Consider the following 19,209-nt stretch of genomic DNA (forward strand, 5'->3'; position numbering starts at 1 on the left):
GGTGCGCACCCGTGATTTCAAACATTAAGTAGCGAAAAGGTGAATAAATGTTTAAATATTTTTCCCCGCCGCTATTTTTTAACTTTCGCTTTAAGCGCCAACCTTCGACCAAAACTGCAAACAGCGCGAAAACGTTGGTGATAAAGCGTGCACGAGATCACAAAACACACATTTGCGATAAGGTTGTATTTATCAAAGACTCAAATCGCAGAAATTTATCTTTATGAAATTAAAAGCAAAACGTCGTAACTATTTTCAAAACAGCCCAGTACACAATAAAAACCTTTTATTGACATTCTTAATAAACAATTAACATTACGTTCTGGTTACTGCCTTCCACTTTTAGCAGACTTATATTTTCAAAGATGACTATCTTACTGGTGAATAATAGGTGCCAGGTTAACCGGAAGAAAAACCTTAGTGAAGCAGAGGTTAAAAGCTCACCGGTAAATCCCCGGTAGTTGTGCTGTTTTTTAACATGATAAGAACAGCACGAATTCCACATTTTTTATTAATTTTTTAAAAATTGTTTGGCTTAATTATCACCAGATGACGTTCGCCTTCGAGCTGGGGAATCTGTAATTTCTCAATAGACTCGACGGCAAAACCGTCCGGAAGCTGTTCAATCTCATCGCCTGGCAACTGCCCTTTCAGCGCATAGAAGCGGCCATTTTGCGCAGGTAAGTGCTTGCACCAGCTCACCATATCGTTGAGCGACGCAAATGCGCGGCTGATCACCCCGTCAAACGGCGGCTCTGCCGGGAATTCCTCTACCCTGCTCTGCACGGGCGTGATGTTCTCAAGCTTCAGCTCATGCTGGACCTGACGTAAAAAGCGCACGCGCTTGCCCAGGCTGTCCAGCAGCGTGAAATGGCTCTCAGGGCGAACAATCGACAGCGGAACGCCCGGCAGACCAGGGCCCGTCCCCACGTCGATAAAACGCTCGCCTTTTAGATACGGCGCCACCACGATGCTGTCGAGAATATGGCGCACGAGCATCTCGTTGGGGTCGCGTACCGACGTCAGGTTGTACGCTTTGTTCCATTTGTTCAGCATATCGACATAGGCCACCAGCTGATTTTTCTGGTGATCGGTGAGCGAAATACCTGCCTGATCCAGCAGACGAGAGAGTTTGTTGAGCACGGTGAATACCTGTTGAAAACTTAGGTGGCGGGTGGCGCTTCGCTTACCCGCCCTACGGGTTCAGTAGGCCCGGTAAGCGCAGCGCCACCGGGCAATGTTATGGGCATTACGCACTGCGGCGCAGCATGCCCTGCTTTTTCAGCCACACCAGCAGGATCGAAATCGCTGCAGGGGTAACGCCCGAGATGCGGGACGCCTGGCCAATCGACACCGGTTTGTGGTCGTTCAGCTTGGCGATGACCTCGTTGGACAGGCCCGTGACCTGACGGTAGTCCAGCATTTCCGGCAGCAGCGTGTTTTCGTTGCGCTGCTGTTTTTCGATCTCATCCTGCTGACGCGCGATGTAGCCTTCGTACTTCACCTGGATCTCGACCTGCTCGGCCGCTTCAGCGTCTTCCAGGCCCGGCGCGAACGCGGCCAGTTTGACCAGGTTCTCGTAGGTGACTTCAGGACGGCGCAGCAGATCTTCCCCGCTGGCCTCGCGCGACAGCGGCGCTGTTAAGTGAGCGTTTACTTCGGCTGCAGTTTCCGCCTGCGGATTCACCCAGGTGGTTTTCAGACGCTGACGTTCCTGTTCAATGCGTTCCAGCTTCTCGTTGAAGCGCGCCCAGCGCTCGTCATCGACCAGACCCAGCTCGCGACCCTTTTCCGTCAGGCGCAGGTCGGCGTTGTCTTCACGCAGCATCAGGCGATATTCCGCGCGAGAGGTGAACATACGGTACGGTTCTTTGGTACCCAGCGTGCAGAGATCGTCAACCAGCACGCCCAGGTACGCCTGAGAACGGCCCGGTGCCCAGCCCTCTTTCTCAGCTGAGAAGCGCGCGGCGTTAAGACCGGCGAGCAGACCCTGCGCGGCCGCTTCTTCGTAACCGGTGGTGCCGTTAATCTGCCCCGCGAAGAACAGACCGTGGATGAATTTGCTCTCCAGGGTTGGCTTCAGGTCACGCGGATCGAAGAAATCGTACTCAATAGCGTAGCCAGGGCGAACGATTTTTGCGTTCTCCATCCCCTGCATTGAGCGAACAATCTGCATCTGCACGTCGAACGGCAGGCTGGTGGAGATGCCGTTCGGATAAATTTCGTTTGAGGTCAGCCCTTCCGGCTCCAGGAAGATCTGGTGCTGGTTACGATCGGCAAAGCGCATCACTTTGTCTTCGATCGACGGGCAGTAGCGTGGGCCGATCCCTTCGATCACGCCGGCATACATGGGGCTACGATCGAGGTTATTGCGGATCACGTCATGGGTTTTCTCGTTGGTATGCGTGATATAGCACGGTACCTGCTGCGGATGTTGTGCCGCATTGCCCATGAACGAGAAGACCGGCATTGGGTTATCGCCGTGCTGTTGGGCCAGCACGCTGAAATCAATGGTGCGCGCGTCGATACGCGGCGGCGTACCGGTTTTCAGGCGGCTGACGCGCAGCGGCAGTTCACGCAGACGACGAGACAGTGGAATAGACGGCGGATCGCCCGCACGGCCACCGCTGTAGTTATCCAGACCGATATGAATTTTACCGTCCAGGAATGTGCCTACGGTCAGCACCACGGCTTTCGCGCGGAACTTGAGGCCCATCTGGGTTACAACGCCCACGACGCGATCGTTCTCAACGATAAGATCTTCAACCGCCTGCTGGAAGATCATCAGGTTCGGCTGATTCTCCAGCGCGGTACGCACCGCCTGACGGTACAGGACGCGGTCTGCCTGAGCACGGGTCGCACGTACGGCGGGGCCTTTACTCGCGTTTAGTATCCTAAACTGGATGCCAGCCCGATCGATCGCTTTCGCCATCAGGCCGCCAAGTGCATCCACTTCTTTTACCAGGTGTCCTTTCCCAATGCCGCCAATCGCCGGATTACAGGACATTTGTCCCAGCGTGTCGATATTGTGTGTCAAAAGCAGGGTCTGCTGACCCATACGTGCCGCGGCCATTGCGGCCTCAGTGCCTGCGTGACCCCCGCCAATGATGATGACGTCAAAAGGATCCTGATAAAACATGGTGGTCTGCCTCGCGTAAAGCGGTATGAAAATGGATTGAAGCCCGGGCCGTGGATTCTACTCAACTTTAGTCTTTCGAGAAAGCATTGGGATCCTGGGCTATTAAAAAGAAGATCTTTTTATTTAGAGATCTGTTCTATTGTGATCTCTTATTAGGATCGCGAACCTGTGTGGATAAGTCCGATCTCATAAAGAAGATCATGGGGTTAGAAAGGATCGTTTGCTGTGAATGATCGGTGATCCTGGACCGTATAAGCTGGGATCAGATCGCGACTTTATACACAGGTCAAAAACGAAGCTACGGTTGTTCTTTGGATAACTACGGGTTAATACGAGCTTTTAACCAGAGTTATCCACATCTGATCGCACGATCTTTAATCGTTTTTGAGTAAATTTTTCCATTCCGCGAGCCAGATCTCGGCTGGATCCTCCGGAATATCATGATCGAGGATGTTGATCTTGAGCGTTTCACCCAGCTGTTTTGCTCCGCAAGAGGTGACAGCGGCTTCAACTTTCTCTATTGCCCCGCAAAAGGTGTCATATTCACGACTGCCGATCCCCACCGCGCCAAAACGGACGTTTGACAGGTCAGGCTGCTGTTCCAGCAGTTCGTCATAGAAAGGTTGCAGGTTATCGGGCAGATCGCCTGCGCCGTGCGTGGAGGTGATCAGCAGCCAGACCCCGTCAGTCGGGAGATCTTCAAGCAACGGGCCGTGCAGGGTTTCCGTAGAAAAGCCTGCCTCATCCAGCTTTTCAGCCAGGTGTTCCGCAACGTATTCCGCACCACCAAGAGTGCTGCCGCTGATAAGGGTAATGTCCGCCATTGATCGCTCGCCCAGATAAAGAGACGGCCATTGTACGCTGTGAACGAGCTGGGATCTACCTGTGGAAAATGTGGGAATGAATTTGCCCGATCACGGGCGGATGGTACGCATGATCGGGTTTTGCAGGGAGATCAGCGTCTCGGTGGACTGAATTTCATCGATTGTTTGGATCTTGTTGATAAGTACCTGCTGGAGCGCGTCGATGGATCGGCACATGACTTTAATAAAGATGCTGTAGTGCCCGGTGGTGTAATACGCCTCGGTGACTTCATCCAGCGCGTTCAGCTTCGCCAGGGCGGAAGGGTAGTCTTTGGCGCTTTTCAGGATGATGCCGATGAAGCAGCAGACGTCATAACCCAGATGTTTAGGACTGACGTCTATGCGCGCGCCGGTAATGATCCCCGCCTGCTTCATCTTCTCTACGCGAACGTGAATGGTTCCCGGGCTGACGCCAAACTGTTTTGCCAGTTCGGCATAGGCGGTACGGGCATTGGCCATCAATGCCTCCAGAATGCCGCGGTCGAGATTGTCGATCTGATAATTTTCCATAGCTTTTTCTTATGAAGATTAATGAATCTCTCTATTCTAGCGCCTGATTTTAGCGAATCAAAAGTGAAGATGGCTTTTTGTTGAATGGTTATTGAATAAGGTGCCATTTCTGTTGCTTAATCAATAGCAACAGGACGCAGGAGTATAAATAATGAAAACCGCTTACATCGCAAAACAACGCCAGATCAGTTTCGTTAAATCCCATTTTTCCCGCCAGCTGGAAGAGAAGCTTGGGCTGATTGAAGTTCAGGCCCCGATTCTGAGCCGCGTGGGTGACGGGACCCAGGATAACCTGTCTGGATGCGAAAAAGCGGTACAGGTAAAAGTGAAAACACTGCCAGACGCCCAGTTCGAAGTGGTTCATTCCCTGGCGAAGTGGAAGCGTCAAACCCTGGGACAACACGACTTCAGCGCGGGCGAAGGGCTTTACACGCACATGAAAGCCCTTCGCCCCGATGAAGACCGCCTCTCGCCTATTCATTCCGTTTACGTCGACCAGTGGGACTGGGAACGCGTGATGGGGGATGGCGAGCGCCACGTCGGCACGCTGAAATCCACCGTTGAGGCGATCTACGCCGGGATCAAAGCAACCGAAGCCGCCGTAAGCAAAGAGTTTGGCCTGGCACCGTTCCTGCCGGAAACGATCCACTTTGTTCACAGCCAGGAATTACTGACCCGCTTCCCGGATCTTGATGCCAAAGGGCGTGAGCGTGCGATCGCCAAGGAATTAGGAGCCGTATTCCTGATCGGTATCGGCGGGAAGCTGTCTGATGGCAAACGTCACGACGTTCGTGCGCCGGATTATGATGACTGGAGCACCGCGGGTGAAGGCGACTTTGCCGGGCTGAACGGGGATATTCTGGTCTGGAACCCGGTGCTGGAAGACGCATTCGAGCTCTCTTCAATGGGTATCCGCGTGGATGCTGACGCGCTGAAGCGCCAGCTGGCGACCACCGGCGATGAAGATCGTCTCAAATTAGAGTGGCACCAGGCGCTGCTGCGCGGGGAAATGCCGCAGACGATTGGTGGCGGTATCGGCCAGTCCCGCCTGACCATGCTGCTCCTGCAATTACCCCATATCGGTCAGGTTCAGTGCGGCGTCTGGCCGCAGCAGGTACGCGAAAGCGTCGGCTCTCTTCTGTAATTAACGCTGCCAGCGTCTGAGCAGGCGGCTACGCAGCCCGGTATCAAAGCGCCAGATATGATCGAAGATGCGCATGATGCCGGGTTTTCCATGGGCGGACATCGCCACCGCATGGAAACGGTGCTGATGCACCCGCTGTAATTCCTTCACCTTATTGACCACGTCATCCGGCAGCCGCTGGGCGATAAAATCAGAAATCACCACCGCGTCGGCGTCGTACCAGTCGCCGCCCTGCATACGCTCCACGATGCTGCGAAAGCAGCTGGCAAGATCCGTGCCGCCGCGAAAACGCTGGCTCAGGAAGCGGATTGCCTGCTCGATACCCTGCTGGTTCGTCAGCTCATAGCCCACCACCTCGCTGGAGAACAGCATGATGAAGCAGCGACGGCGGTCGGCGAGCGCCACGCGCATCAGCGCCAGACAGAACGCCTTTGCGCACTGCTCGTTAAACCCGCCCATCGATCCGGACGTATCCACGCAAACAATGAACGGCCCGCGCGGCTGTTCATCAAAATCCTGATGGATGACCGGCCGCTGGCTCAGCTTTTCGCGCCAGGCTTCGCCGTGCAGGCGGTAGGTGAGAAGCTGTTTCTCCACCAGCCGACGGTAAAACTCATACTCCAGCTCGGTCATGCCCAGCGTGCTTAACTCGGTGGGCAGCAGTCGCAGAATGTCGTCGCTCTGCTGGAGGCCGTCGACCTGCTCCGGTACGGTAGCCGGTTCGCGCACCAGGGTGCGGAAGGTTTCCATCGGGGCATCTTTCTTTGGGACCGACTTTGCCTCCCTTGAGCGCCCCAGCTGCTCTGCAAGCTTCATCAGCTCGGGCTGCTGCGCCAGAAAATCGCCATATTTGACGATCAGCTGGTAATCCCCGCGTCGGAGCTGACCGGCGCTCATGTCCCAGAGACGACCGGCGGCGTTTTCATTCTCCACCAGCACCTGTTCGAGCTGGCCGCTCAGGGTCATACGTTCCTGTACTTCACTGAGCAGCTGTTCGCGCTCTTCGTCCAGCAGCTGCTGGTTTAGCGTCGTGGCCTGAACCACCAGGCTGAGGCGCCAACGCTGTAAAAAGAGGGTATGCAGGGCGGGAGTAAAGGTGGCGTTATCCGTGACCAGCGCCCGGGCCTGGCCGGCAAACGGAGAGTGGACCTTTTCGAGCAGCGTCAGGGTTTGCGGGAGCTGGACGATAAACTGCGTCGTGGAGAGCCGCTGGCACTGCTGATAGGCCGAGACTTCCTCCGTCAGCTCCGGCGGAACTTCAGTCTCTTTGAATCGCTGCCGCAGATTATCCCGCCAGCGCGGGAGATCGTCGGTCATCGCCTTTTTGAGCTTCGGGAATTTTTCAAAGAAGGCTGCCAGCTGCGGCGATGCCAGCAGCGTAATGACCACTTCTTCGATCAACCCCTCCTCGCTGACGGCCAGCATGACGTTGAGCGTATCCAGCGTTAGCATTGACGCGCCTGTTTGATCTGCGCGCTGACGTCCTGCAGGCTGGCTTCGATGCGACCTAACCAGTCGCTATGAATAAAGAGGCACTTTTGCTGCTCGCTAAAGCGGGTGTGCTGCTGGTGCCATTCGGTATCGAGCGCGTCCAGCTGCTGTTTGATCTCTTCCGGCACGCTGTCAGAGGCGGTGCCGGGAAGCGCAAGACGCGAGCCCTGCAGGCTGACGTCGCGGATCACCAGGTGCTGGCTGCTGTCCACTTCCATCGTGAGCGGCTGCGCAAAGCCGATCCCGTTGAGCTTGCCGCGGATCTCGCCGCCTTTGTCGAGCCACTGGGACAGCGCCTCGCGCTCAACCGTAATGTGTACCACCTGCATATCGTGCAGCTTGAGCGGCTGCTGAAGCAGCAGCGTTAGCGTCGTTCCGGTTAGATCGGCAGGAAGCTCGTAGTGCGGTTTGCGGGCGAACATGCCCCCAAGGCGATTCACTTTCAGCGCCGTTTTATCACTTTGCTGCTGCTGAAGCTGGATCCGGCGCTGGGTAATTGCACCCAGCTGGTTCAGCATTGACTGCTGGCCCCACGCGTGTCCGGTCATCAAAACTTCTAGCTGCTGCTGCATCAGGTTCATGCCTTCTGCGTCATGCCACAGGCAATCTTTGAGGAGGATCAGATCGATAGGGGCTACGGCATCACGACCGCTGAACAGGGCGCTGGCCTGCAGCAGGCGAATCGCTTTTTTCCAGCGACGGTCCGAGACGTACGGCGCCGAAGGCAGCAGGTCGAGCTGCTGGCGCAGCATGAAGATGAGCTCGAATACGGCGTCGGGCAGCTTGATTTTGCCAATGTCCTGCTGCCACTGCTCATACTCCTCATCCGAAACCTGAAGGGATGCGGAGACCGGATTTTCATTTTCATCCTGCTGGCTGACCAGCATCGAGCGGAAGTTGGATTTGTCCTGGACCTTGTCCAGCCACAGGCGGATAAGCATGCGGTCGTACAGCGCTTCCAGGCTGCTGTCGGCTTCGGGCAGTTCGTTTGAGGCGGCCACCAGCAGGCGCATCGGGATTTTTGCTTCGGTGGCCCCGTTGCGGAACCGACGTTCGTTTATTGCCGTCAGCAGGGTGTTCAGAATAGCCGGTCCCGCTTTCCAGATCTCATCCAGAAAGACAATTTCAGCTTCAGGCAGATATCCCGCCGTCAGACGCTCATAGCGCCCTTCATCTTTTAACGCCTGAATAGAAAGGGGGCCAAACACCTCTTCCGGGGTGGAGAAGCGGGTCATCAGGTATTCAAACGCGCGGGCGTTCTGAAAAGCAAACTTAAGCCTGCGGGCAATCAGGCTTTTGGCGATGCCCGGCGGCCCAAGCAGAAACACGCTTTCACCGCTCAACGCCGCCAGTAAACAGAGGCGAATGGCGTGGCTACGCTCGAAAAGGCCTTTCTCCAGCGCGCTGCTGAGGCGGGAAATTCTTTCTGCTAATAAATGTGAGTGAGCCATAATAGTTTTGCATCCTTTCGCCGTCGTGGCGGCTAATTGAAGCGAGTATAGACGTTTCAGTCAGGGCTGGTAATAGACTGAAGTGCGGCGCAATTTTCTTTGCGCTACATTAATGCGGTTGCATTTAGGGGTACGATTTTGCAATGAATCGTGCATACTGTGCGCTTTTTGTGGACCAAGGGACCAGGAACACATTTGTTATTTAAACGAAAAGACTAGTCTATGAGCACTGATAATAAGCAATCATTACCCGCAATAACGCTTGCGGCGATCGGGGTTGTCTACGGTGATATTGGCACCAGCCCGCTTTATACGCTTCGTGAATGTCTGTCCGGCCAGTTTGGTTTTGGTGTTGAACGCGATGCCGTGTTTGGCTTCCTGTCCCTCATTTTCTGGCTACTGATCCTGGTGGTTTCCGTTAAATATCTCTCCTTCGTTATGCGTGCTGATAACGCAGGTGAAGGTGGGATCCTGACTCTGATGTCCCTTGCCGGACGCAATACTTCGGCCAGAATGACCTCCGTGCTGGTGATTATCGGCCTGATTGGCGGCAGTTTCTTCTACGGGGAAGTGGTGATAACGCCCGCGATTTCGGTCCTCTCGGCGATAGAGGGGCTGGAGATTATCGCGCCGCAGCTTGATACGTGGGTCGTCCCGCTGGCGATAATCGTGCTGACGCTGCTGTTTGCGATCCAGAAGCACGGTACGGGGCTGGTGGGCAAACTGTTTGCACCCATTATGCTGGCCTGGTTCCTGATCCTGGCGGCGCTTGGCTTGCGCAGCATTATCGCCAACCCGGAAGTGCTGCATGCGCTAAACCCTTACTGGGCCGTGCATTTCTTCCTCGAATATAAAGTGGTCTCCTTCGTGGCGCTGGGTGCCGTCGTGCTCTCCATCACCGGTGTGGAAGCGCTGTATGCTGACATGGGCCACTTCGGGAAACTGCCAATTCGCGTGGCATGGTTTATCGTGGTGCTGCCTTCGCTGGTTCTGAACTACTTCGGCCAGGGCGCGCTGCTGCTCAAGAACCCGGAAGCGATTAAGAACCCGTTCTTCCTGCTGGCGCCCGACTGGGCGCTGGTGCCGATGCTGATCCTGGCGACGCTGGCGACCGTCATTGCCTCTCAGGCGGTGATTTCCGGGGTGTTTTCTCTGACGCGCCAGGCCGTGCGTCTGGGTTATCTCTCACCGATGCGCATCATCCATACCTCTGAGATGGAGTCGGGCCAGATCTACATCCCGTTCGTTAACTGGCTGCTCTACTTCGCGGTGGTGATTGTGATCGTCAGCTTCGAGCACTCCAGCAACCTGGCGGCGGCGTACGGTATTGCGGTAACCGGTACGATGGTGCTGACATCGATTCTTTCCACCACGGTGGCGTACCGAAACTGGCACTGGAATAAATTCCTTGTGGCGATGATTCTGGTGGGCTTCCTGTGCATCGACGTGCCGCTGTTCTCTGCGAACCTCGACAAGATTGTCTCCGGCGGCTGGCTGCCGTTGACGCTCGGTCTGGTGATGTTCATCGTTATGACCACCTGGAAAAGCGAGCGTTTCCGCCTGCTGCGCCGCATGCACGAGCACGGGAACTCTCTGGAGGCGATGATCGCTTCTCTGGAAAAATCCCCGCCGGTCCGCGTGCCGGGCACCGCGGTGTATATGTCTCGCGCGCTGAACGTCATCCCGTTTGCGCTGATGCATAACCTCAAGCACAACAAGGTCCTGCACGAGCGCGTGATCCTGCTGACGCTGCGCACCGAAGATGCACCTTACGTTCACAACGTGCGTCGCGTTCAGATTGAGCAGCTTTCTCCGACCTTCTGGCGCGTGGTGGCGAGCTACGGCTGGCGTGAAACGCCAAACGTGGAAGAGGTGTTCCACCGCTGCGGCCTGGAAGGGCTGAGCTGCCGCATGATGGAGACGTCGTTCTTTATGTCGCACGAGTCGCTGATCATCGGCAAGCGGCCGTGGTATCTGCGCCTGCGCGGCAAGCTGTATCTCATCCTGCAGCGTAACGCCCTGCGCGCGCCTGACCAGTTTGAGATCCCGCCTAACCGCGTGATTGAGCTGGGCACGCAGGTCGAGATCTAATCCCTTCTGAAAATGCCGGGTGGCGCTTCGCTTACCCGGCCTACCAAACCCCTTGCCAACCCACGATAATTGTCTCCATATTTCACTTAGCGAAACGTTTCGACGTTGATCACAATTCTGTTACGTGATGATGGTTTTCTGAACATTTCTGGCGCTACACTACTTCCAGCGAAACGTTTCGCTAGTGGAGCAAGAAAATGAAGAAAGGCACGGTACTTAACTCAGAAATCTCATCGGTTATTTCCCGTCTTGGGCATACCGATACGCTGGTGGTTTGCGATGCAGGCTTACCGGTTCCGCGCAGCACAACCCGTATTGATATGGCGTTAACGCAGGGCGTTCCTTCGTTTATGCAGGTACTGGAAGTCGTGACCGCGGAGATGCAGGTTGAGGCGGCCATTCTCGCGGCGGAAATCAAACAACATAATCCGCAACTCCACGAAACGTTGCTTAAGTTTATTGAGCAACTGCAACAACACCAGGGAAACACCATCGAAATTCGTTACACGACGCACGAACAGTTCAAACAACAAACCGCAGATAGTCAGGCGGTGATTCGCAGCGGGGAGTGCTCCCCGTATGCGAATATCATTCTCTGTGCTGGCGTCACCTTCTGAGGCCATCATGGACGCATTACTGCAACTCAAAGGGATCGATAAGTCGTTCCCGGGCGTAAAAGCCCTCTCCGGCGCGGCGCTGAACGTCTACCCCGGGCGCGTGATGGCGCTGGTGGGCGAAAACGGCGCCGGCAAATCCACCATGATGAAGGTGCTGACCGGTATCTACCAGCGCGATGCGGGTTCGCTGCTATGGCTGGGTAAAGAGACCACCTTCAATGGCCCGAAATCCTCTCAGGAAGCCGGTATTGGCATTATCCACCAGGAGCTGAACCTGATCCCACAGCTCACGATTGCCGAGAACATCTTCCTTGGCCGCGAGTTTGTGAACCGCTTCGGCAAGATCGACTGGAAAACCATGTATGCCGAAGCGGACAAGCTGCTGGCGAAGCTAAACCTGCGCTTTAAGAGCGACCGCCTGGTCGGCGATCTCTCTATTGGCGACCAGCAGATGGTGGAAATCGCGAAGGTGCTGAGCTTTGAGTCCAAAGTCATCATCATGGATGAACCGACCGACGCCCTGACCGATACCGAAACCGAATCCCTGTTCCGCGTGATCCGCGAGCTGAAATCGCAGGGGCGCGGGATTGTCTATATCTCTCACCGCATGAAAGAGATCTTCGAAATCTGCGATGACGTCACCGTCTTCCGCGACGGGCAATTTATTGCCGAGCGCGAAGTGGCCACGCTGACCGAAGATACGCTCATCGAAATGATGGTGGGACGTAAGCTTGAAGACCAGTATCCGCATCTGGATAAGCTGCCTGGCGAGATCCGCCTGAAGGTAGATAACCTCTGCGGTCCGGGCGTGAACGACGTGACCTTTACCCTGCGCCAGGGCGAGATCCTGGGCGTGGCGGGCCTGATGGGCGCGGGACGTACCGAGCTGATGAAAGTGCTGTACGGCGCGCTGCCGCGCACCAGCGGCTATGTCACCCTCGACGGTCATGAAGTGGTCACCCGCTCCCCGCAGGATGGTCTTGCAAACGGCATCGTCTACATTTCCGAAGACCGCAAGCGCGACGGCCTGGTGCTCGGCATGTCGGTTAAAGAGAACATGTCCCTGACTGCGCTGCGCTATTTCAGCCATAGCGGCGGCAGCCTGAAGCACAAAGACGAGCAGCAGGCGGTCAGCGATTTTATCCGCCTCTTTAACGTTAAAACCCCGTCGATGGAGCAGGCGATTGGCCTGTTGTCCGGCGGGAATCAGCAGAAAGTGGCGATTGCCCGCGGGCTGATGACGCGCCCGAAAGTGTTGATCCTCGACGAGCCCACCCGCGGCGTGGACGTGGGGGCGAAGAAAGAGATCTATCAGCTGATTAACCAGTTCAAGGCCGACGGTCTGAGCATCATTCTGGTCTCTTCCGAGATGCCAGAAGTATTAGGCATGAGCGATCGCATTATCGTCATGCATGAAGGGCATCTCGGCGGTGAATTCACTCGCGAGCAGGCCACCCAGGAAGTTCTGATGGCTGCCGCTGTGGGCAAGCTTAATCGCGTGAATCAGGAGTAAGAAGATGACTACCCAGGCTGTTTCTGGTCGCCGCTATTTCACAAAGGCGTGGCTGATGGAGCAAAAATCGCTGATTGCCCTGCTGGTGCTGATCGCGATTGTGTCGACCATGAGCCCGAATTTCTTCACCGTGAATAACCTGTTCAACATTCTGCAGCAAACGTCGGTGAACGCCATTATGGCGGTCGGCATGACGCTGGTGATTTTGACCTCGGGTATCGATCTGTCCGTCGGTTCCCTGCTGGCGCTCACCGGTGCGATCGCCGCTTCGATTGTCGGCATTGAAGTCAACGCGCTGGTGGCCGTTGCTGCTGCCCTGGCGGCAGGCGCGGCGATTGGCGCCGTCACCGGCGTGATTGTGGCAAAAGGCCGCGTTCAGGCGTTTATCGCCACGCTGGTGATGATGCTGCTGCTGCGAGGTGTGACCATGGTTTACACCAACGGCAGCCCGGTCAACACCGGCTTCACCGATAACGCGGATCTGTTTGGCTGGTTCGGTATTGGTCGCCCGCTGGGCGTTCCGACGCCGGTCTGGATCATGGCTATCGTCTTCCTGGCGGCGTGGTACATGCTGCACCACACCCGTCTGGGCCGTTATATCTATGCGCTGGGCGGTAACGAAGCGGCAACGCGCCTGTCCGGTATCAGCGTTAATAAAGTCAAAATTATCGTTTACTCCCTGTGCGGCCTGCTGGCGTCACTGGCCGGTATCATCGAAGTGGCGCGTCTTTCTTCCGCGCAGCCGACGGCGGGTACGGGATATGAGCTGGATGCTATCGCGGCAGTGGTTCTGGGCGGTACGAGTCTTGCGGGCGGTAAAGGTCGCATTGTTGGGACATTGATCGGCGCACTGATTCTCGGTTTCCTGAATAATGGTTTGAATTTGTTAGGTGTTTCCTCCTATTACCAGATGATCGTTAAGGCAGTGGTGATTTTGCTGGCGGTACTGGTAGACAACAAAAAACAGTAACTGACGACACTACAGGACATCTTAGATATGAACATGAAAAAACTGGCTACCCTGGTTTCTGCTGTCGCGCTGAGCGCAACCGTAAGTGCTAACGCCATGGCGAAAGATACCATTGCGCTGGTTGTCTCTACCCTTAACAACCCGTTCTTCGTCTCCCTGAAGGACGGTGCGCAGAAAGAGGCGGACAAACTGGGCTACAACCTGGTGGTGCTGGATTCCCAGAACAACCCGGCGAAAGAGCTCGCTAACGTTCAGGACTTAACCGTTCGCGGCACCAAAATTCTGCTGATCAACCCAACCGACTCTGACGCCGTAGGTAACGCCGTTAAGATGGCAAACCAGGCGAAGATCCCGGTCATCACCCTGGACCGTCAGGCAACCAAAGGCGACGTGGTGAGCCACATTGCTTCTGATAACGTGCTGGGCGGTAAAATCGCCGGTGATTACATCGCGAAGAAAGCCGGTGAAGGCGCGAAAGTTATCGAACTGCAGGGGATTGCCGGTACGTCCGCCGCGCGTGAGCGTGGTGAAGGCTTCCAGCAGGCCGTGGCTGCGCACAAATTCAACGTGCTGGCGAGCCAGCCAGCAGACTTTGACCGTACTAAAGGCCTGAACGTCATGCAGAACCTGCTGACCGCACATCCTGACGTGCAGGCGGTATTCGCCCAGAACGACGAAATGGCGCTGGGCGCGCTGCGTGCCCTGCAGACCGCAGGTAAATCTGATGTGATGGTTGTCGGATTTGACGGCACGCCGGATGGTGAAAAAGCGGTAAATGATGGCAAACTGGCTGCGACCATCGCTCAGCTGCCTGAGCAGATTGGCGCGACTGGCGTTGAAACTGCCGACAAAGTGCTGAAGGGCGAAAAAGTTCAGGCCAAATATCCGGTTGACCTGAAGCTGGTCATCAAGCAGTAAAAGGCGAATCAGGCAGTCGCTGGCTGCCTGAGGGACACCAATAAAGAAAAGTGTGGCATACGCCACCGGGTAACACCGGTGGCGCTCTCAGATGGACAACCCAACCATGAAAACCGCAGGCAACCTCGTCGTCCTTGGCAGCATCAATGCCGATCACATTCTTAACCTTGAATCGTTCCCGACCCCGGGCGAAACCGTCACCGGTAGCCAGTATCAGGTCGCTTTTGGCGGTAAAGGCGCAAACCAGGCCGTCGCTGCCGGTCGCAGCGGGGCGAATATTGCGTTTATCGCCTGTACGGGGGATGACGATACCGGCGAGCGCGTACGTAAACAGCTGGCAAGCGACAACATTGATATCGCACCGGTTAGCGTTGTGGCAGGGGAATCTACCGGCGTGGCGCTGATTTTCGTTAATGCTGAAGGTGAGAATGTCATCGGTATTCATGCTGGCGCTAACGCCGCACTGACGACGGATCGCGTTGAAGCGCAGCGTACAATCATCGCTGAAGCCGAAGCCCTGCTGATGCAGCTGGAGTCACCGGTTGAAAGCGTGCTGGCCGCCGCCAACATTGCGCATGAAAATCATACCACTGTCGTACTTAACCCGGCCCCTGCGCGTGTATTATCAGACGAGCTGCTGGCGCTGGTGGACATCATTACGCCGAACGAAACCGAAGCCGAAAAGCTGACGGGCATTCGCGTTGAAAATGATGATGATGCCGCGAAAGCCGCGCGTGCACTGCACGATAAGGGCATCGGCACCGTGATTATCACCCTGGGCAGCCGTGGGGTGTGGGCAAGCGTCAATGGCGAAGGCCGCCGCGTGCCGGGCTTTAAGGTCAAAGCGATTGACACCATCGCAGCGGGAGATACCTTCAATGGTGCGCTGGTGACCGCGCTGCTGGAAGGCAAGAGAATGGATGACGCTATCCGCTTCGCACACGCTGCCGCCGCGATTGCGGTGACGCGCAAGGGCGCCCAGCCTTCCGTTCCGTGGCGAAAAGAGATCGATGAATTCTTAAGTCAGCAGGGGTAACGCTTGGCCACAATGAAAGATGTCGCCCGCATGGCGGGCGTTTCTACCTCGACGGTCTCTCACGTTATTAACAACGATCGCTTCGTCAGCGAGGCGATTCGGGAGAAAGTTGAAGCCGCGGTAAAAGATCTCAACTATGCGCCGTCAGCGCTGGCGCGCAGCCTTAAGCTCAACCAGACGCGCACCATCGGTATGCTGATTACCGCCAGTACCAACCCCTTTTATTCAGAACTGGTTCGCGGCGTGGAGCGCAGCTGCTTCGAGCGCGGGTACAGCCTGGTGCTGTGCAATACCGAAGGGGACGAGCAGCGCATGAACCGCAACCTGGAAACGCTGATGCAAAAACGCGTCGACGGGCTACTGCTGCTCTGCACCGAAACGCACCAGCCTTCGAAAGAGATTATTCAGCGCTACCCTTCGATTCCCACCGTGATGATGGACTGGGCGCCGTTCGACGGAACCAGCGATCTCATTCAGGATAACTCCCTGCTGGGCGGTGATATGGCGACTCAGTATCTGATCGATAAAGGCTATACCCGCATCGCCTGTATTACCGGTCCGCTGGACAAAACCCCGGCGCGTTTGCGTCTGGAAGGGTATCTCTCAGCTATGGAGCGAGCCGGGCTCGCCATTCCTGATGGCTACCGGATCACCGGCGACTTTGAATTTAACGGTGGCTTCGAGGCCATGCAGACACTCCTGACGCAGGCGCAGCGTCCGCAGGCGGTTTTTATTGGTAACGATGCGATGGCGTTTGGTGCCTATCAGGCACTGTATCAGGCGGGGCTACGCGTGCCGGACGATATGGCGGTGATTGGCTACGATGATATCGAACTTGCCCGTTACATGACGCCGCCGCTGACCACCATTCATCAGCCGAAGGATGAACTGGGCGAGCTGGCCATCGATGTGCTGATCCACCGTATGGCGCAGCCCACGCTGCAACAGCAGCGCCTGCAGCTTACTCCTGTTCTGATGGAACGCGGTTCGGTTTAGCCTTTTCTTTGTGACGCTCTTTAATCAGGTTTCGGCCGTCTTTCGGTTTTAACAGCATAAAGACCAGCGCCGATACCACGGTAAGTGCGCCCATGGTGATAAAGGTATAGTGGAACTGCTCAACGGTATTTGCGCTGTCGAAACCTTCATAAAACCTCAGCACCGCTGCACTCACGGCAACCCCTAAGCTGATCGACAGCTGCTGCGTTACCGCCAGCACGCTGTTGCCGCTGCTGGCGTTCTCGTCAGTCAGATCGGCGAGGGTGATGGTGTTCATCGACGTGAACTGCGTCGACATCGCCATGCCTAACACAAACAGCGGCAGGATCAGCATCCAGACGGGTAACGCGGCGGACTGCAGCGAGAACTGCGCGATCATCAGACCGATAAAGACCGTCACGCCAACTAACGTTTTACGATAGCCAAACCAGCGCAGCACCTGCGTCACGGTGGATTTTGCCAGAATCGAGCCCATTGCCGTGGGCGCCATCATGCAGCCAGCGATCAGGGCCGGGTAGCCGAAACCGACCTGCAGCATCAACGGCATCAGGAACGGTACGCAGCCGGTTCCCAGACGAGACGCGATGTTGCCCGCAATCCCGACGGAAAACGTTCGGGTGTTAAAGAGCCCCAGGGAGATTAACGGCGTCGGGTGACGGCGCGCGTGACGTATATAAAGAAGGAATAGCAGAATACCGCCGAGGATAACGGAGAGCGCCATCCACGTCGCGACGATCTTCTCGCCAAACAGCTCCATCCCGCTGGAAAATAACACCAGGCTCAGGCCAAACAGGAAAAAGCCGCCCATGTCAAAGCTGCGCCTTGGAGTGGTGAAGTTCGGCATATATTTGCGGGCATACAGCAGTCCCGCAACGCCAATGGGAATATTAATCAGGAAGATCCAGTGCCAGCTTGCCCAGGTCACAAACACGCCGCCGAGTACCGGGCCAAGTATCGGGCCGACAAGTCCCGGCATGGTGACGAAGTTGAGCACGGGAAGCAGTTCGCTTCTTGGATAGGCGCGCAGCAGGGCAAGGCGCGCCACCGGCATCATCATCGCGCCGCCAATACCCTGTAATACGCGGAAGATGACCAGCTCCGTTAAGGACGAGGAGAGCGCACAGGCCAGCGAACCGAGCGTAAAGAGCGTGACGGCCAGCATGAAAACTCTGCGGGTGCCGAAGCGGTCGGCCAGCCAGCCGCTGACCGGGATCAGCATGGCGACCGTCAGGGTGTAGCTGATGATGGCGGACTGCATCGCCAGCGGGGAACGGTTGAGGCTTTGCGCAATAGCGGGAAGGGCGGTGTTGAGGATGGTGGCATCCAGTGCCTGCATAAAAAACGCCATGGCTGCAATCCACGGCAATCCGGCCATGCTGCGCGCTTTTTTCTTCGTCATTTATTTACCTGCTGGTGGGTGGGCGCGGCCAGCAATGCCTGGCACGCGCTCAGGGCTCGCTGCCCGTCGCTTTCCTGAATGGCATCCACTATCGCCTGATGCAAATCCAGTTTTACCACTTCGTTGTGCGTAATAGAGGTAAAGTAGGTGTGATACACCGAATGGAATAAAGAGGCAAAAGAGGTGAGGAACGGATTGGCGCTCATTATATAGATATGTTCATGCCAGGCCATATCGACCTCAACCCAGCGTTCGCGGTTGAAGTTTTTTTTCAGGAACACCATCTCTTCCATCAACGCGTTAAGCTGCGCTTTTTGCTCTGCCGTTCCTAGCGTGGCGGCAAGCAGACACGCCTGAGGTTCAAGGCTGCTGCGCATCACCAGAAAGTGATCGACGACCTGATGAAAGTTCTCTTCCGTCATCCACCAGGAGAGCAGCTCCTGATCGAGAAAATTCCAGTTGCTCTGTGGCATCACGCGTGTGCCAATGCGAGGACGTGGAAGCACCATACCTTTTGCCGTCAGGGTTTTCACCGCTTCGCGCACGGCGGTCCGGCTCACCCCAAAGTGCTCACCCAGCTCCATTTCGCCCGGCAGGATGCTACCCGGGGCATATTTACCCGCTAAAATCCGCTGAGCCAGCTTTTCTGCCAGCACATACGACAGGTTTTTTTGGGCGGCCAGCTGTTGTGCGCTTAATGGCATCGCGTTCATTCCTTAAAGATTCATGCTGATAATTATGCCACCTCGAATGTGATTGTGGTTGCAGATACATCAAATAGAACAATTTGTAGCTTGATTTCACGTCTGTTGGTGAAAAAAAACGCGGATGAAAAGTTTTTTTAAATTTCCTCTTGTCACGTCAGAATAACTCCCTATAATGCGCCTCCACTGACACGGAACAACGGCTTACAGGCCGCCGGGTTAGCGGGGTTCAGAGATGAACGCCAACAGAGAAAAGCGAAAATAAACGCTTGACTCTGAAGCGGGAAAGCGTAATATGCACACCCCGCGCCGCTGCGAAAAGCGAAGCGGCACTGCTCTTTAACAATTTATCAGACAATCTGTGTGG

Annotated in this window: 16 protein-coding genes; 8 read left to right on the top strand and 8 right to left on the bottom strand. The window is 55.8% G+C overall.

Annotation, left to right across the window (positions count from 1 at the left end):
- Positions 1-519: 519 nt before the first annotated feature.
- From rsmG to asnC, 4 genes are all read right to left on the bottom strand, one after another.
- Complete coding sequence (gene rsmG, locus ACJBF3_RS20125) at positions 520-1,143, bottom strand: 16S rRNA (guanine(527)-N(7))-methyltransferase RsmG (RefSeq protein WP_045331219.1); 624 nt, start codon at positions 1,141-1,143, stop codon at positions 520-522.
- 106 nt (positions 1,144-1,249) lie between these two features.
- On the bottom strand, positions 1,250-3,139 hold the full coding sequence (mnmG, locus tag ACJBF3_RS20130; protein WP_045331221.1) for a tRNA uridine-5-carboxymethylaminomethyl(34) synthesis enzyme MnmG: 1,890 nt from the start codon (positions 3,137-3,139) through the stop codon (positions 1,250-1,252).
- Between the two features lie 374 nt (positions 3,140-3,513).
- Positions 3,514-3,963 carry an FMN-binding protein MioC gene (gene mioC, locus ACJBF3_RS20135; RefSeq protein WP_045331222.1) on the bottom strand — a complete coding sequence of 150 codons (450 nt, stop codon included), beginning with the start codon at positions 3,961-3,963 and terminating at the stop codon, positions 3,514-3,516.
- 90 nt (positions 3,964-4,053) lie between these two features.
- Positions 4,054-4,512: a transcriptional regulator AsnC gene (asnC, locus tag ACJBF3_RS20140; RefSeq protein WP_023333916.1), complete on the bottom strand. Its 459-nt coding sequence runs from the start codon at positions 4,510-4,512 to the stop codon at positions 4,054-4,056.
- A gap of 151 nt (positions 4,513-4,663) precedes the next feature.
- On the opposite strand from asnC, the gene asnA reads away from it, so the two are divergent.
- On the top strand, positions 4,664-5,656 hold the full coding sequence (gene asnA, locus ACJBF3_RS20145; RefSeq protein WP_045331225.1) for an aspartate--ammonia ligase: 993 nt from the start codon (positions 4,664-4,666) through the stop codon (positions 5,654-5,656).
- Here asnA and viaA read toward each other — a convergent pair whose 3' ends face one another.
- Positions 5,657-7,108 (bottom strand): ATPase RavA stimulator ViaA, encoded by a 1,452-nt coding sequence (viaA, locus tag ACJBF3_RS20150; RefSeq protein ID WP_045331226.1) that lies wholly within the window; start codon positions 7,106-7,108, stop codon positions 5,657-5,659.
- Complete coding sequence (ravA, locus tag ACJBF3_RS20155; protein WP_045331228.1) at positions 7,102-8,598, bottom strand: ATPase RavA; 1,497 nt, start codon at positions 8,596-8,598, stop codon at positions 7,102-7,104. Before ravA ends, viaA begins: the two co-directional genes overlap by 7 nt.
- Before the next feature lie 222 nt (positions 8,599-8,820).
- On the opposite strand from ravA, the gene kup reads away from it, so the two are divergent.
- The 7 genes from kup to rbsR all read left to right on the top strand — a co-directional run bounded on the left by kup (position 8,821) and on the right by rbsR (position 16,739).
- Positions 8,821-10,689 (top strand): low affinity potassium transporter Kup, encoded by a 1,869-nt coding sequence (gene kup / locus ACJBF3_RS20160; RefSeq protein WP_032644282.1) that lies wholly within the window; start codon positions 8,821-8,823, stop codon positions 10,687-10,689.
- Positions 10,690-10,886: 197 nt separating this feature from the next.
- Complete coding sequence (rbsD, locus tag ACJBF3_RS20165; RefSeq protein WP_045331229.1) at positions 10,887-11,306, top strand: D-ribose pyranase; 420 nt, start codon at positions 10,887-10,889, stop codon at positions 11,304-11,306.
- Between the two features lie 7 nt (positions 11,307-11,313).
- Complete coding sequence (gene rbsA / locus ACJBF3_RS20170; RefSeq protein ID WP_045331232.1) at positions 11,314-12,819, top strand: ribose ABC transporter ATP-binding protein RbsA; 1,506 nt, start codon at positions 11,314-11,316, stop codon at positions 12,817-12,819.
- Between the two features lie 4 nt (positions 12,820-12,823).
- Positions 12,824-13,789: a ribose ABC transporter permease gene (rbsC, locus tag ACJBF3_RS20175; protein ID WP_006808742.1), complete on the top strand. Its 966-nt coding sequence runs from the start codon at positions 12,824-12,826 to the stop codon at positions 13,787-13,789.
- A gap of 27 nt (positions 13,790-13,816) precedes the next feature.
- Entirely contained in the window at positions 13,817-14,707 is an 891-nt protein-coding gene (gene rbsB / locus ACJBF3_RS20180; protein ID WP_008503498.1) for a ribose ABC transporter substrate-binding protein RbsB, read from the top strand.
- Positions 14,708-14,813: 106 nt separating this feature from the next.
- A complete protein-coding gene (gene rbsK, locus ACJBF3_RS20185; RefSeq protein WP_045331238.1) occupies positions 14,814-15,743 on the top strand; it encodes a ribokinase in 930 nt (309 codons plus the stop codon).
- Between the two features lie 3 nt (positions 15,744-15,746).
- Entirely contained in the window at positions 15,747-16,739 is a 993-nt protein-coding gene (gene rbsR, locus ACJBF3_RS20190; protein ID WP_072265588.1) for a ribose operon transcriptional repressor RbsR, read from the top strand.
- On the opposite strand, the gene mdtD is transcribed toward rbsR, so the two are convergent.
- Both mdtD and ACJBF3_RS20200 read right to left on the bottom strand, forming a co-directional pair.
- Positions 16,705-18,138: a multidrug transporter subunit MdtD gene (mdtD, locus tag ACJBF3_RS20195; RefSeq protein ID WP_045331234.1), complete on the bottom strand. Its 1,434-nt coding sequence runs from the start codon at positions 18,136-18,138 to the stop codon at positions 16,705-16,707. The genes rbsR and mdtD overlap by 35 nt on opposite strands.
- Positions 18,135-18,842 (bottom strand): FadR/GntR family transcriptional regulator, encoded by a 708-nt coding sequence (locus ACJBF3_RS20200; RefSeq protein WP_045331236.1) that lies wholly within the window; start codon positions 18,840-18,842, stop codon positions 18,135-18,137. The genes mdtD and ACJBF3_RS20200 overlap by 4 nt, the downstream gene beginning before the upstream one ends.
- Positions 18,843-19,209 lie beyond the last annotated feature (367 nt).

It is taken from the genome of Enterobacter sp. PP-008-ECC_S150 (assembly GCF_045257065.1).
Lineage (GTDB): Bacteria > Pseudomonadota > Gammaproteobacteria > Enterobacterales > Enterobacteriaceae > Enterobacter > Enterobacter chengduensis.